Origin of the sequence: uncultured Nostoc sp., assembly GCF_964245445.1 — a bacterium.
Taxonomy (GTDB): Bacteria; Cyanobacteriota; Cyanobacteriia; order Cyanobacteriales; family Nostocaceae; genus Nostoc.
This window is the reverse complement of sequence record NZ_CAXTNE010000100.1, coordinates 1-14,879: the sequence shown is the minus strand read 5'-3', so window position 1 is coordinate 14,879 and position 14,879 is coordinate 1. Positions and strand designations below refer to the sequence as shown.

10 protein-coding genes and 2 pseudogenes are annotated in these 14,879 nt (G+C 39.2%); 9 read left to right on the top strand and 3 right to left on the bottom strand.

The features are described 5' to 3' along the window. The 6 genes and pseudogenes from ACFE90_RS17785 to ACFE90_RS17760 all read left to right on the top strand — a co-directional run. Positions 1–320: STAS domain-containing protein (locus tag ACFE90_RS17785; RefSeq protein WP_375502765.1), on the top strand; the 320-nt coding region annotated here is incomplete at its 5' end. 163 nt (positions 321–483) lie between these two features. After that, on the top strand, positions 484–840 hold the full coding sequence (locus tag ACFE90_RS17780; protein ID WP_375502763.1) for an STAS domain-containing protein: 357 nt from the start codon (positions 484–486) through the stop codon (positions 838–840). Positions 841–927: 87 nt separating this feature from the next. Then, complete coding sequence (locus ACFE90_RS17775; RefSeq protein WP_375502761.1) at positions 928–2,565, top strand: mechanosensitive ion channel family protein; 1,638 nt, start codon at positions 928–930, stop codon at positions 2,563–2,565. 53 nt (positions 2,566–2,618) lie between these two features. Beyond that, complete coding sequence (locus ACFE90_RS17770) at positions 2,619–4,364, top strand: hypothetical protein (RefSeq protein ID WP_375502759.1); 1,746 nt, start codon at positions 2,619–2,621, stop codon at positions 4,362–4,364. Positions 4,365–4,746: 382 nt separating this feature from the next. Further along, positions 4,747–4,986 (top strand): annotated as a pseudogene (locus tag ACFE90_RS17765) (transposase); the annotation flags it as partial. 86 nt (positions 4,987–5,072) lie between these two features. Continuing rightward, the gene (locus tag ACFE90_RS17760; RefSeq protein WP_375502757.1) at positions 5,073–7,868 is read left to right on the top strand and encodes a CHASE2 domain-containing protein; all 2,796 of its coding nucleotides are present in this window, start codon (positions 5,073–5,075) and stop codon (positions 7,866–7,868) included. On the opposite strand, the gene ACFE90_RS17755 is transcribed toward ACFE90_RS17760, so the two are convergent. Further along, complete coding sequence (locus ACFE90_RS17755) at positions 7,860–8,540, bottom strand: DUF928 domain-containing protein (RefSeq protein WP_375502755.1); 681 nt, start codon at positions 8,538–8,540, stop codon at positions 7,860–7,862. The two genes, ACFE90_RS17760 and ACFE90_RS17755, sit on opposite strands and share 9 nt — an antisense overlap. A 27-nt stretch (positions 8,541–8,567) precedes the next feature. Next, positions 8,568–11,099 (bottom strand): CHAT domain-containing protein, encoded by a 2,532-nt coding sequence (locus tag ACFE90_RS17750; protein WP_375502753.1) that lies wholly within the window; start codon positions 11,097–11,099, stop codon positions 8,568–8,570. Between the two features lie 688 nt (positions 11,100–11,787). On the opposite strand from ACFE90_RS17750, the gene ACFE90_RS17745 reads away from it, so the two are divergent. After that, positions 11,788–12,075 (top strand): hypothetical protein, encoded by a 288-nt coding sequence (locus ACFE90_RS17745; RefSeq protein WP_375502751.1) that lies wholly within the window; start codon positions 11,788–11,790, stop codon positions 12,073–12,075. Positions 12,076–12,110: 35 nt separating this feature from the next. On the opposite strand, the pseudogene ACFE90_RS17740 reads toward ACFE90_RS17745, so the two are convergent. Then, a pseudogene (locus ACFE90_RS17740) lies at positions 12,111–13,186 on the bottom strand (IS630 family transposase). On the opposite strand from ACFE90_RS17740, the gene ACFE90_RS17735 reads away from it, so the two are divergent. Beyond that, complete coding sequence (locus ACFE90_RS17735; protein WP_375502788.1) at positions 13,187–13,519, top strand: group 1 truncated hemoglobin; 333 nt, start codon at positions 13,187–13,189, stop codon at positions 13,517–13,519. Between the two features lie 778 nt (positions 13,520–14,297). Then, a complete protein-coding gene (locus tag ACFE90_RS17730) occupies positions 14,298–14,765 on the top strand; it encodes a CVNH domain-containing protein (RefSeq protein WP_375502749.1) in 468 nt (155 codons plus the stop codon). Positions 14,766–14,879: the final 114 nt, after the last annotated feature.

Sequence of the window (14,879 nt, the reverse complement as noted above, 5' to 3'; positions counted from 1 at the left end):
CCGTACACGTTGAACCTGACACTTCAACGGTTCACTTCCAAGGGGAACTCAGTTTAGGTGGGCCTACAGAGTACGCTCCGATTGCCAACCTCTTAAATAAAGTGGTAGAAACCGAGCCAAATACGATGACTCTGGATCTGAGAAATTTGGGATTTCTAAATAGTTCTGGCATTAGTATGTTGTCCAAATTTGTGCTGAGTGTGCGGAAGAAGAAAGGCGTTCAGTTAGTTGTGCTGGGATCAAATGATATGCCCTGGCAAGGGAAATCTTTGAAGAACTTGGAGAAACTGCTGCCCGGACTCAAACTAGACATTCAGTAGGGTTTACATTTTATCCTTGCACCACTACACACAGTCAAAGCCAATGCTGTCTTTGCCAAACATCGTTGGTAAATTGACTTAAAAACAAGGCAATAACACTATTGCCAATTAGCGAGTTTGTTCTTAATGATTATGTTCAAATTGTTGCTCAAAGTAACCTAACATGGTAGCAATGCAAGACGTTAAAGGCGAGGATTACACCGTATACATTGAACCTGACACTTCAACGGTTCACTTCCAAGGGGAACTCAGTTTGGATGGGCCTACAGAGTACGCTCCGATTGCCAACCTCTTAAATAAAGTGGTACAGACCGAGCCAAATACAATGACTCTGGATCTTAGAAATCTGGGATTTGTAAATAGTTCTGGCATTAGTATGTTCTACAAATTTGTGCTGAGTATGCAGAATAAAAAAGGCGTTCAGTTAGTCGTGCTGGGGTCAAATGATATGCCCTGGCAAGGTAAATCTCTGAAGAACTTGGAGAAACTGCTACCCGGACTCAAACTAGACATTCAGTAGGGTTTACACCCCATCCTTGTACCACTGCACACAGTCAAAGCCAATGCTGTCTTTGCCAAACATCGTTGGTAAATGGACTTAAAAATAATGCTCAAAGAACTTTTACCATTTCAAGCCAATACCTGGAGTTTTTTTCTAAGTAGCGTAGTGCTGACGATCGCCAGTACAATACTCCTTTACATCATTTTATTTTATATTCTGCGTTCAATCTTTCGTAAATTTGAACGAGATATCGCCCTGGTGACGCTGAACGTGTCTGCGTATCCAGTTCTGATGATTTTTATTCTAGGCGTTCTTAAACTTACCTTCCATCAGTTGCCCTCCGTGAAGCTGATTGACGGTATTGAAAATTTATTGGCAGCTGGTTTAATTGTCTCAATTAGTTACTGGCTCGTTCAACTATTTACTCAGGTTTTCATTTACTACCTGCGGGGGTATACCCAGGAAACTGAATCCATGTGGGATGATGTACTTTTACCCCTGCTGGAAGCAGTTGTTCCCGTCATCGTTTTCACGCTAACCACTGTTTTTGTGCTGAAATCCTTTGGCGTGGATCTAACTGGAATTTGGGTGGCTTTGGGTGGGGCAACTTTTGTAATTGGCTTTGCAGCTCAAGGAATTTTAGCTAACTTTTTTAGTGGAGTTGTATTACTGATTGATACTCCCTTTCAGTTTGGCGATGTGTTGCTGCTGGAGAATGGCTCCATTGCCATGCTGCAAAAAATTGGGGTGCGAGTGACTCAATTGTATATACCATCTAAGCATTGTAATATTTACATTCCCAACAGCACACTGCAAAGTCAAAACATTACAAATCTCAGCCGTCCGACCTCGTATTACCATTACTCTACCGACATGAAACTGCCGATCGCGTTGAATGTCCAAGAAACAAAGCATGTGATGGTAGAGGTTATCCAGGCTCATCCCGATACTCTAGGTGATATTGATCTGAAATTAGCACAAATTGACTGCTACTATCAGTTAAAAGGATTAGAAAACCAACAGAGAATTGGCAAATTGCGTCTGCTTGCCGAACAGGAAGTAAACTTTAAATTAGAAGAAATTACACCTGCGCTTGAGGCACTTGTCGTCACCTTGCAGTTTGCTGAGAAAGGTGGCATGACCAACGAGGAAATTGAGAATGTACAACAAGAGTATCGAGAAATTTTAAGTGCGCTCGGTTTAGAAGTTGTCACCGAAATCTACGGCAATCGTTCAGTTTTTACACTTAAAGAAAATCGTTCTAAAGATAGTTTGATTGAACTGATCCGAAATTGGTATCGGATTTACATTTGGGATTTTCATCTTTTAGATAATGATAGCAGCATTATAACTGAAGAATGGGAACGCAAAATCAATTTGTTAAAGCGGAGAGTGCAGCGTTTGTACCAAAAAATTTCTAATCCTCAAAGTGAAGAAACCCGATTAGATGACTACGTAATGGAACTGAACCGATGGTTAAGAGAACGGTTTAAAGAACCCCGACAAAAGTGGCAGGAGCCACAAGTTTTAATCAAAGGAATCGAAAATAGTGACGCAATAACTTACGTTCACTTCAACCTGAATTTCTTTGTTGATGATATCAGGCTAGAAAACGGTCGTCGGGGCGATCGCGTCAGCAGCCAAATTTATGAAGAGGTTGTACGATACCTCAAGCACAGCGCCAGCCAAGTAATAGAATCAAACACAACTCTCACTGTTAAGGGCGAGAATACTAATTTGTAATTCGTCAGGTTTTCAACTCTTAATTCACATTAAACATCATTCACACTTGCACCATGATTACCTCTAACTTACAACCCAAACCAACACTTGATGCTGCAGAGCGTACTCTGATGGCTGAAGCTTTGCAAGTTGCTCGTCATCTCACAAATGGCAGTGGAGATGCTCATTCACAACAGCGATGGCAGCAACGGCTTTATGAATTACAAGCAACATTACAAGGATTTGCCCATCCAATTTGTCGTGAGGATTGTCCAGTAGAAACTATCCCAGTCAATGTCCGTCAAGCGCTTGCCGAAGCGATCGCCTTACTCAAGCACTACTACGAGGTGGGGGGTGCAGTTTGGCAGGGTACTATATCATCTATTACATTGAGTCAGTACAAAGTTGAAGCAACACCAGCTCAGTCATTCACATTTGCCATTCCTCAACTCTGCCAGCAGTTTCAGTTAGCAACTGAAGTTCAGGAACAAATAACGACACTATTGCAGACGGTTGATCGTAAAGTCCTTGAGCAAAAGCAGATCATTCAGGCAGCCCTGACGAATGTCGGTTTATTACCTAACTTAAAAAGTGCGCCCCCTGCTGCACCGCTAGTTTTATTTCAACATTTGTTTGGAGACATTGCTATTCCAATTGAGGCGATCGCAGTTTTGTTCACAGAGACTCAAATTTACTTTTGTATTGATTATTCTGACAATCAACTACGTGATTCAGCTTTGTGGGAACAGCTATCAGATATTGAACGCGAGCAAATTCAACAGTTTTTAGAATCCCTTGGTAACTTTAAGTTTGAACAATTCCGTCACTTTCCCTCGTTTAGCTTTAGCGATCCAGCAAGCATTGATGCTGCCTGGAGCGCTCGTTTGGCTCAAGTAACTAATTTAAGCCAACCGCAAATTCTCCAAACCCTCAGTCATTCAGTGAGTATTCTGCCTACGAAAGATGCTGAAAAATATTTGCTGCATGACATCTGGGGACATAACTGGCAGTCCATGCTGACTCAGTTTCGGGGCGACTATCAAATATTGGCAAGCTGTAGCGATCCACTACGACCGGCTGAGACTGCCTATACCGACTATGGGCCGTTGACCTGTCGAGAAATTTTTCAGCGCCAAGGAGAACAAGTATCCGTCGATCCAGAACGGGCAAGGCTGTTTTTTCAAGGAGAGGTACGGCAACGCTTGGGGCTAATGTTTACCCATTTAATCGGTGAAATGGTTGCAGATGTTGCAGAGTTCAAATTCATCTGGGATCGCCCGGAATTGAGCGAACAACTTCCATGTTCCTCCTCACTCAAAGAAAACCCGACAAAACTAGATTTTGCATTTGCAGATTTAGACTTTTTATTTTTGCGGGTACTGCAACCATTGCTAGATGTCAAGCTATCGAGCTTTGAAGAATCAATTTTAGAACAAGAGTTGCTAGCAGAATGGGGGAGACTGGGAGAGTCTATCCAGTCACTAGAGGCGCGAGTCAGTTTAAAGCAAGCGATCGCCCAACTTTACCAAATTTTCTTTGAGGAGTATTGGCTGACCTGTTTGCCGACAATCACAGGCAATACCAGCATCTATGCTGATGTAATTGCTAATTTGGTTCACCTGCAAAACGTGATCAATACTCTGTTTACAGACATTAGCTTACATACTTTAGCTGATGTTCCATTTCAAACCTTGTTACTCCTATTTATGGGGTGCTATTGCAGTGGCGATAGTTATGAAGAGTTCTGGCAAGTTGACGATGCGATCGCTCAATACTTTATTCCCTGCTATCGTCAACTAAGTCAGTTGATTAACAACTAAAAGGGACTGGGGATTAGGGATTGGGGGTTAAATGTCAAATCGAAAAATTATTCCTGCTTAATCACAATAAGATTTGCAAATCTGTAAAGGAAAAATCCAATGACTATTAATCTTGGGGAGAATAGCGAACCTCAAACATCTGTATAGCAACTGCATTCATCAGCTAATTACAATGCAGAACGTCAAAGTAGGGAAATTCTCATATTTAAAGCAATACGGTTCAGTAGACCTAAAAACCTTAGACTGCGTAGGTTGGGTTAAAGAACGAAACCCAACATTTTAGGGCATTTGTTGGGTTTCACTTCGTTCAACCCAACCTACTATTATCCTTAACTGAACCGTATTGATATTTAAAGGTGTGCCTCCTGCACGCTAGCGCAAACGATGGAAGGTTGAGGAGTTTCATAGAGAATTAAATCAATTGACTGGTATTGAATCATGTCAATGCCGCAAGGGCCGTATTCAAAGAAAGCATATTGCTTGTGCTATTTTAGTCTGGCTTAGACTCAAAGACTTAGCGCGATATACTGGTCAAACAATCTATCAAATCAAGCATAGATTGTTATCAAATTATTTAGTTCAGGAACTAAAACGTCCTGCTGTTGCCATGTTTATCACGTAGTTTTTTGGCGCGCGGCGCGGTGTAACCGCGCCATTGCTTGTGACAGTTGCGTAAGCCCTGTAGATAGTGAAGTCACTACTAAACCTATGACTGATTATAAATACCAAGTCGGTGGCAGTTTGACAGTTAATGCACCTAGTTATGTGCAAAGACAAGCAGATACCCTGCTTTATGAGGCTCTCAAGCAGGGAGAGTATTGCTATATACTGAACTCTCGACAAATGGGTAAATCCTCTCTGCTTGCAAGTACAAAACATTGCTTGGAACAAGAAGGATTTAAATGCAGTAGCATTGATATGTCGATTATTGGTACTTCACATATCACCCCACTCCAGTGGTATAAGAGTGTAGTTGGTGATTTATGGTTAGGTTTTAATTTATTAAATAAAATTAACTTAAAAAGTTGGTGGCGTGAACAAGAAGATATATCTTTACTGGAAAGATTAAGGTGGTTTATTGAGGAATTATTACAGCTTCATTTTCCTGACAAACGATTATTTATCTTTGTTGATGAAATTGATAGTATTCTGAGTTTAGATTTCTCAGTTGATGATTTTTTTGCACTGATTAGGTTTTGCTATAATCAACGAGCAATCAATCCTGAATATAAACGTATTACCTTTGCTATTTTCGGAGTCGCAACTCCATTAGATTTGATTAAAGATAAAATACGTACACCATTTAATATTGGAAAATCAATAGAACTTCAAGGTTTTAAGCTACAAGAAACTCTTGCTTTAACAAAAGGATTGGAAGGAAAAGTAGTAAATCCAAAACTTATTTTAAAAGAAATATTAGTTTGGACTGGTGGACAACCATTTCTTACTCAAAAACTATGTCAAATTGTGGCAAATGAACAATTAAAAGATAAAGATAAATTACTAATAAATAATTCTAAATTATTTATTAGTAATTTAGTTAGGTCACATATTATAAATAATTGGGAGTTTCAAGATGAACCGGAACATTTAAGAACTATAAGCTCACGTCTTTTAGAGAACGAGCAAACGGCAGGAAGATTGTTAGGAGTCTATCAGCAAATTTTAATGGGTGAAGAAGTCACAATTGATGATATTAGAGAAAAAAATGAGTTAATTTTATCGGGTTTGGTTATCATATATCAAGGAAAAACTCAAATAAAAAACAAAATTTATCAAACTATATTTAATTTAAATTGGGTTGCTAAAAACCTAGAATATTTACGTCCATATTCTCAAAGCCTCAAAAATTGGGTTGCTAGTAATCAGCAAGATAACACTCAATTATTAAGAGGTATAAAATTAAAAGAAGCAGTAGCTTGGTCAGAAAATAAAAAGCTTTCTAATATAGATTATCAGTTTATTGCTACTAGTCAGCAGTTGGATAAACAAGAAATTGAAATAAATTTAAACACTGAAAAAGTTGAATTAAAAAAAGCACAGTTGACTCTAAGAGCTGCGAAGGAAGCGAATCGAATTTTGAACCAAGCCCGAAAAATTGCTAAATTAAATGCTGTATTACACTTTAGTAAACCGTGTCTTGTTAGCTTTGCAATTGGTATTACTAGTTTGATTATCCTGCTACGCTTCATTGGTTTATTGCAGGGAATGGAATGGAATATGTTTGATAGCTTTTTGCAACAACGACCCCGAGCAGGAATTGATTCTCGTATTGTTGTAATTACAATTGATGAACCAGATTTACAAAAAATAGGACAATACCCCATACCTGATAATATTTTGGTTAAAGCGCTCAACAAATTGAAAACTTATCAACCTAAATTAATTGGGTTGGATTTATATCGAGATTTGCCAGTAGAACCAGGGTATCAAGAATTAGTAGAATTGTTCAAAGCTACTCCCAATCTTATTGGTGTTGATAAAGTTGTAGGCGCTAAGGTTGCACCACCAAGAGTATTAGCCCAATTAAGTCAGGTAGGTTTTAGTGACCAAGTATTGGATGGAGATGGTAAGGTACGTCGTGCCTTATTGACAGTGCGATCGCCCTACAGCCCTGCGGGCATCCTACGGCGGACGTTGACGCAGCGTTCCCCAAAAAATCAATTACGTCAGAGTTTGAGTTTACAATTAGCACTACAATACTTAAAAACTGTTGGCATTACTCCCCATCCTCATCCTCAAAATCGTCATCATATCCAGCTTGGCAAAGCCTTATTAATACCCTTGCAACCTTTTGACGGAGGCTATGTTTGGGCTGATACTGGAGGTTATCAAATTTTACTTAGTTATCACGGCACAGAACAAAATTTTCAAAGCTTCTCCATCACAGATTTGTTGCAAGAACGGATACCAAAAGAAAAAATTCAAAATCGTGTTGTCTTAATTGGTGCAACAGCTAAAAGTATTAATGATTTTTTTCAAACACCTTATAATAATCGGCTATTTGGGTCATCAAAACAAATGGCAGGAGTATTTATTCATGCTAATATTACCAGCCAAATATTAACCGCAGCGCTGCAAGGAAGAGGAATGCTGCAAACTTGGTCTGAGATATGGGAGAGCTTATGGATTTTGCTTTGGTCTGGCATAGGAACATTAATTGGTTGGCGATTAAAATCACTTAGACAATTAATGTTTCTCGTCACTAGCACTGGACTAGGATTAATCGTGTTTAGTTATCTGGCATTTTTACAAGGTTGGTGGATTCCAATTATTCCCCCATTATTGGGATTAATACTTGCTCCGATTATCCTACCTATATTTGCAACTAAGCAGCTTGAGAAAATCCAACTCCAGCAAACTCTCAAGTTACTACTTGCGGTTGCAAAAGAGCAACCTGCTGCTGGAAAAATTGCGATTGAATATTTTAAGCAAGCAGAAGGCAAGGAAAATAAGCAGTTGATTGACAAGATACTACAACAAAATAATTACGAATTATTTTAATTGGGTATTCTTAAGTTCAGCTTTTCTAGCTTTCTGTATGGCCATAAGCATTTCATACCAATATCCTCTCTGTGCGTACCAGTTTACTTGACCGATGGTAGTCAACTGGCTTAATTCCCTATCTACTTTGGTCGTTTTTGCAACTCGTTGTACCCAACCTTTAAATATAGGATCGTCTGGTTGCACAGTTTTTCCACAGACAACTACCAATGACCATTCGTAATTTTTACCTACAGTTAGCGGCGTTTTTTCTTTAGGTTGAGTGAAACTAACAATCCCTCCACTAATAGTAATAGGTAAAAAAGTTCTTTCATAATAGTTACCCGCTTCATCTCTAAAGGTCAGCACAACCTTCTGTGCTGAAGTTTTGGGTAAAGAAAGGAATACGGGAGGATGATCTTGGAAGGTTAACCCAAAGTTACGCTTTGGCATCAAAGGTCTAATGGGCTGTTCATTCTCAGAACACCTTAGCCCATCACGAGAACCTGCACCAATAGTTTCACTTTTTGGTTCTGGCTCTCCAGGTGGTTCAAAAGTCTCTTGAAAAATGAATTGCTCTGGTAGGCTGGCAATTGAAGTGACTGATTCTGATTGCGCCAAACTGGGTAAGGCAAACATCAACAGTTGTAGAGATAAGCCAATAGTAAAAAATTTAAATTGATATTTTGTCATTTATCATTTGTCTCCCTCATCCGTGAGTCAACGCCAATTTCCTACCAGTACAAATCCAGACCAATAATAAGGATGTTTGTACTGAGGAGAATTTAATAGAGATAGTTGTGCTTGACGCAGTGCTTCGGCTTTGCTGTTGACATTTTGGGTAAGCAGATGGTAAAACTCTGCTATCAAGTTAGCAGTTGATTTGTCTTGTACTGACCAGAGGGTTGCTAAAGTACTCCTAGCACCAGAACGGACGGCAATTCCTGCCAATCCTAAAGCAGCGCGGTTGTCGCCTTTAGCAGTTTGACAAGCGCTAAGAACTAGCAGTTCAATTGGTTGGCGTGGAGCATTTTTGCTCAGTTTTGAAGATGCACCTTTTAACCATCTATCTAAATCTTTAACATTAATCCGGTCTTCCCAAGTTAAAAGAAATGTGTCTTCGGCTTTGGAGCTAAATTCTCCGTGGGTGGCAAGATGAACTACAGAAAAGGGAACTTCTTCTATTTGTTTTTGGACGTTGGCGCGAGTAAATTTTTCATTTAGTAGTATCTTTGCATGAACATAGTTTGTAATTTGTTTAATTTCTTGTTTGACACCAGGTAACTCAGCAAAGCCTTGACGTGCTTCTGCTAAACCCGCAGTTAAAGCTTGAAACTGTTGGGGAGGAAGATGCCGAGACTCTAATAGTTGCAAACCAGGAGTCAATGCTATGCTGTACTTCTGGATAATAAACTGTTGGCGATCGTGCAAAACTGCCATTGGTACACTGCGTAAAAAACCATCCAAGACAAACACTAAGGTTTTAATCCCCTGAAGTTTTATCTCTTTTTCGGCAGGACGCAACAACCAATCATATAATTTTTGGGCAGAAGGTAGTACCTCGTCAGGCAAGAAAGCAGGGTTTAAAGACTGGCGCAGTTCATCAAAAACCTCTGATTCCTCTTTTGAGGAAAGGTTTGTTCCATAATGTTGCAAAGGTTGTCCAGGAAGAGAAACAACTACCTCCAAGCGACGTTCTAGCAAAATTGGGTAAATCACTGCGGCTTTTAGATCAATTTTATCTATTGGTTGCGGTTTATAAGTTAAGCAGGCTTGGTGGAAGAAGTTTTCTAATTCTGCTAATTGCAGTGCTTCAATTGTTTTGCGAGATTTCTCTAAGTGTTGTTGCTTGATGATTTGTGGCAGGCTGTCTACATCTTGTAAAAGTAATTGTACTAACTGCCGATACACTGGTTCAACGCGATCGCGGAAATTAAATTGCACGTCAGGATTCGATTGCAGTAAGTCTTGACGCAGAGATGTTAAAAAACCAACAGCTTGTTCATAAGCAGTAATTGCTGACTCAATATTTCCCCTAGCTTTCTCGATTCGCCCTTGCTGCCACAACCAATTGACTGCAATATCATCTGCTTGCACTCCCTGTGCTAAAGTTAGTGCTGTTTGGGTGAGATTTAAGGCTTCTGAGAATTGCTGAGTTTGTTCGTAGAGATGTCCTAACTCTCCCAAAGCATAACTTTGCGCTCTTGCATCTGTTAATTCGCTGGCCTGTTTGACTGCTGTTGCCAAAAGTTGAGCAATGTCTTTTGTTTTTGATGATGACAGTTTCATCCAACTTGCTGCTAAATTAACTTGCGCGTAAATTCCCCAACGGCTGGCAGGAAGATTAGCAAGACGCACTTGAATTTGGGGTAATAATGCTAGTGCATCTGGATTTTGCTCAGTTTTTATTAAAAGGCTGAGTTGGTTGAGGAGTGCTTCTAGTTGAGTACGCTCGCCACCACTATTACTTGCTTGTTGATAAAATTCTAAGGCGGCTTTAAAATCTTCCCTAGCTCTAACAGTATTTCCCAATCTCAATAAGGTTTCGGCGATATCTGCGGTAGAATTTTCTTGCTTTGCGATCGCTAAACTTTGCGATAATACTTGTTGCGATCGCTCTAAATCTCCCACAACTTGCAGAGTTACCCCCAAACTCCGCAATCCCCTGGCTTTTAGGAGATTATCAGGTAAAACAGCAAGGTCTTGATTGATTTGTTCTAGCTGCTTTTGGGCGCGTCGATACTCTCCCAATGTTTGCAAAGCTTGAGCTTGATTAATCTGTGTCAATACAATCCCTGTCACATCCTTGAAGGAACGATAGATTTTCTCTGCCTGCTGCCAAGTTTCTAAGGCTATTTCCGGCTGACCAGTATTTAATTGTAAACTTCCTTGGGTGTTGAGAACTTGGGCGTAAAGGAAGGAATCATCTATTGTTTTTAGGATATTCTGTGCTTGGGTGATTAGCGATCGCGCTGCTGACCACTTGCCTAAATCTTGATAAACAATAGCTAAATAGTTGTAACTTAAAGCTTGATAGTGCTGCTGCTTCCTTTGCTGAAATATTTGAGCTGCTTGTGACCAAACTTGTGCTGCTTGTGCCAACTTTCCGGCATCATAAAGTTGTTTTCCTTGTTCCAGTAAGATGACTTGAGATTGAGTTCGGGAAATAGAATCCTGTGCGGTGGCTGGTAAAACAGTTGTAATTAAGAAAAAGATTAGTATGCCTAAAATTAGATAACGATGAATACGCATAAATGCTTATAATTTGCAATTTATAATTGCTAGTTCGTAATTTTGGCATTGATGAATCCTATCAAGTCTGCCTGATAAATATAGCTGGCTAATATTTACAAATAAAGGCAGAGGCACAAAGGGGAAAAAGACTGCAAGCTAAAATTAGCTTTTTTTCTCCTTGCCTTTGCTCCCCATTCCCCCATCCACTTTGTTTTATTAGGACTGCCTTGCCCAAAGGGCTGATAAAGACTCCAGTAGACATTGCCTCAAGCTTGCTGAGTCGAGCACTGACAACGCCACTGAACTGTACCAAAGATGATGTTATTAGCATCCCAAAACTAGACTCCATGAAAAGCCCGTGCTTAGTTTTTTTTATCTCAATCTCTAATTATTATACTTTTTGGATGCATATAATTTATTTTTAGTCAATTAATAATATTAATATTTGAGACAAACTTTCTCTTTTTTAATGCATATACTTTCCTAGCAGTCAATTAATAATAGTAATAATCAACTGATTTGTTTAGTAAAAATTAGTTTTATTTTTGTTAAAGATTGTTATGCAAGCAAATTTGACAATGTGATTTGTGTAGAGTATTTCTATCGAACATAAAAGTTATTTTTTACTGTTAATAACAGTAAAATTAAAAGTTTTAAAACTTTTATGTATTTATGCCGCATCAAACTTAAAAGAGGAATTTTTACAATGAAAGTACAAAGCCTATTTACAAAAGCTTTGTGGTTAACCTTGGTTGGTATCGCAGTCATGGTTGTAACTATTTTCAGATTAAGTCCGAGTTTGGCTTATTCCACAACAACGCCATCAGCACAACCATCAGTAGCAAAAGAGACTACAGCCTACTATGCTGCCGGAACGTCTCTTTATAAGAGGCTAGGAGGCTACAATGCGATCGCTGCCGTGATTGACGATGCCCTAAAATACATACTCATAGACCCACAAATTGGTAAATACTTTATTGGCTTGAGTAAGTAAGTCGGCGGGAAAAATTACAAGTATGTAACGAAAACTTAACCAGAGCGAGTAGAGTTAAACTTAATACGTTGTACCCTGTAATTTCCTCTTTCCCCTCTAGCTTGAACACCATCAATTACTGCGTAAGCAATATCTAACTCATCATCAAAGATCCGTCCTGCTAGTTCATCCTTTTTGAGGTGCTGCCACTCCAATTCTATTGGGTTCATTTCGGAGCTATATTTGGGCAGAAAAAAGATGTATTTGCCCATGTGTTCCCACTTTGACCACATCTGTTGGACTTCTTGGCATCGATGTATTGGACCATTGTCTTGCACGATTACCCTGATGCATCCTAGTTCAGAGGCTTCACGAGCTTCTTGCTCCATCATCTGGATATAGGACTTGCGATTAACACCCCCAATCACCAAACCGTAAACAAAACTAATTAGAGGTTGAAAAAACCCAATAATGCTTAATCTTCGACCCCGATGCTTCGTCTGTTCTAAGCGTTTTTGCTCACCTCGTTGGTAATAGCTGTAACTAGGCTCGCTCCATGCACAGAACCCTGATTCGTCCAAATATTTTAGGTCTATTTCTCCGGTAGCAGCAGCTAATTCCAACATGTCTAAGTCTGCTTGCTTTTTTTCCCGTATTACAGGATCTTGCTTTCCTTTATGGCTCTTCCTGACTCGCTTCCAAATGACCCCCTTTTTTTAAGCACCCGTCTTAATCTATCGGGACTTAATTTAACTGAGCGATGCCTGTGGCGGGCTGCGCCTACGCTTTCTAATTTTTGGGCTAATTGAACACTGTTGTATGTACGTGGTTCTTTTTTGAGACATTCTTCCAAAAAAACTATGTCCTCTTCCTGATATTTCGATTTTCCCCCTCGACCTGGCAACTCCCAAAAGCTCTCTAGACCTAGCTTTTGCCATTTATGCAAAACCTCTCTTACTGTTTGAGGAGTCCAATTAAAATGGGCAGCTATTTTTTCGACGTACCAGCCATGTGCATTTAGCCTAACGACCTCTGCTCGGTCTTTAACTTTCTGTGGTACATCCGCAGTTCTTAGGTTTAACAGGCTTTTATCTTGTTCACGAGTTAGGAATACCCTTATACGAGCACCCATATCTTACTTACCTCAGTAGATACATTCTCCGTATTTATTTATCTTTACATAGTTTGGTTTTTTCACGCCGTTCTACTTACCAACTCAAAAGAGCGGCTGCGTCAGTTACTAGTAGATCAATTCTGTGAAGCGACAGGTGGGCCTTGCGTTTATACAGGGCGGACGACGAAGCTTTCCCATAATGGAATTGGTACAGGTCTCACTAACAGTGAATTTAATGCTTTTTATAATGATGTAGCAAAAGCCCTTGATGAGAATAAAGTCCCTTTAGCAGAAAAAACCGAAGTATTGACATTTGTCAATAGCTTCAGAAAGGATATTGTCGAAAAGTGATAAAGAGGGTATGACCGCAGAGCGTTTTTAGGCTTTTCTCCAATCTGGAAACAAGTACTTGCTTACTGATGTTTTACAGCAGTTTGCTTTTTAAGTGAAGTACCAAAATACAGAACTCACGTATCAACAGCTTTTCTAGATTTTTCGTAGTCCGCGCAGGCGGACTACGTTTGTTTAGCCAAGCTACCGCGCCCTTGCAGTTTCCCGACTTGTTCGCTCTTATACTAATTTTCTAAAATCAGGCAACAGGTTTAAACCCCTAATACCAATTCGCAATTCGCAATTCGCAATTCGCAATTGAGAAATTTATATGCAGTAAGGCAATCCCTGCTTACATCTGTTGCCTTATTTTAGAGAATTGGTATAAGAGTTAATTTGTAAACTCAAGTAAAGTACTTGTATAGTAAGGGTTTTAGGAATTTAAGTCAATACAGCACTTATTCGCTGAAACTCAGACATAGCAATGAGTGAGTACCCTTAAGATTTTCTTTACAAATCAGCTCTAAACCCAGACGAAATTTAACTTTTTTAATTACGTTAGCGTAGCGGGGCGTAGCCCATTACATAGCTTGCTTCTCGCCAAAAGCGAGTATTACGAATTCGTATTAGCGTTCCCGTGGGGTAGCAAGTGGCGGGCGACTTCCAGTCGTTCGGGCTTGGTGCAAAATGTAAGAGAATTATATTCTTATACTTTTCCATGCATATAGTTTATTTTTAGTCAATTAATATTGTTAATAACATAGTTATTTGATATTTCAAAATATAGATAATTTATTGTTTGTCAATTAATCATATTAATAATATAGTTGTTTCATTTTTCAAAGCTCATTGCATTTTTATTAAAGATTATTCGGTGATTGGACTTGATATTGTAATAAGTGATAGGGTATTTATACAGACACAATTTAGAGGATTTAAAACAATGGGTAAATTCACGCTCACATCTTCAAATATCACTTTAGAAGGTAGTGTTTTGAAAGCTGTCTCTAAAACTACTGCTCAAGAGGATGTGCAGACTAGTATTGATCTAAATGACTACATAGAAAATATAGATGGAACTTTAACATGGACAAAAGGTGGAAATTTCAAAGCAACCAGTCGAAATATTAAGGTAGAGTCAAGTTCAGGTAACACCATATTGCGCGCCGAGTCCCAGAAAGCTAATGGTTCTTCTTGGGTGGATGCTTCTTTGAATTTAGATGAAAAAATTACAAACAACGAAGGTACATTAAAATACGACGGTTAGAGTTTTAAAGAAGTAGAGGGTGCATTTTTTCTTCTACTTTGCAACATTATGCACAAGGATTGGGAGCATCCCAGTTTTTATTTAGCGAGCAAATATTAATCCATTAAGATAGGC

What these genes read in the sequence shown, in the direction of transcription:
- ACFE90_RS17755 (WP_375502755.1), bottom strand. Translation starts at nt 8,540, where the DNA reads ATGACAAAATATCAATTTAAATTTTTTACTATTGGCTTATCTCTACAA.
- ACFE90_RS17745 (WP_375502751.1), top strand. Translation starts at nt 11,788, where the DNA reads ATGAAAGTACAAAGCCTATTTACAAAAGCTTTGTGGTTAACCTTGGTT.
- ACFE90_RS17780 (WP_375502763.1), top strand. Translation starts at nt 484, where the DNA reads ATGGTAGCAATGCAAGACGTTAAAGGCGAGGATTACACCGTATACATT.
- ACFE90_RS17770 (WP_375502759.1), top strand. Translation starts at nt 2,619, where the DNA reads ATGATTACCTCTAACTTACAACCCAAACCAACACTTGATGCTGCAGAG.
- ACFE90_RS17750 (WP_375502753.1), bottom strand. Translation starts at nt 11,099, where the DNA reads ATGCGTATTCATCGTTATCTAATTTTAGGCATACTAATCTTTTTCTTA.
- ACFE90_RS17760 (WP_375502757.1), top strand. Translation starts at nt 5,073, where the DNA reads ATGACTGATTATAAATACCAAGTCGGTGGCAGTTTGACAGTTAATGCA.
- ACFE90_RS17775 (WP_375502761.1), top strand. Translation starts at nt 928, where the DNA reads ATGCTCAAAGAACTTTTACCATTTCAAGCCAATACCTGGAGTTTTTTT.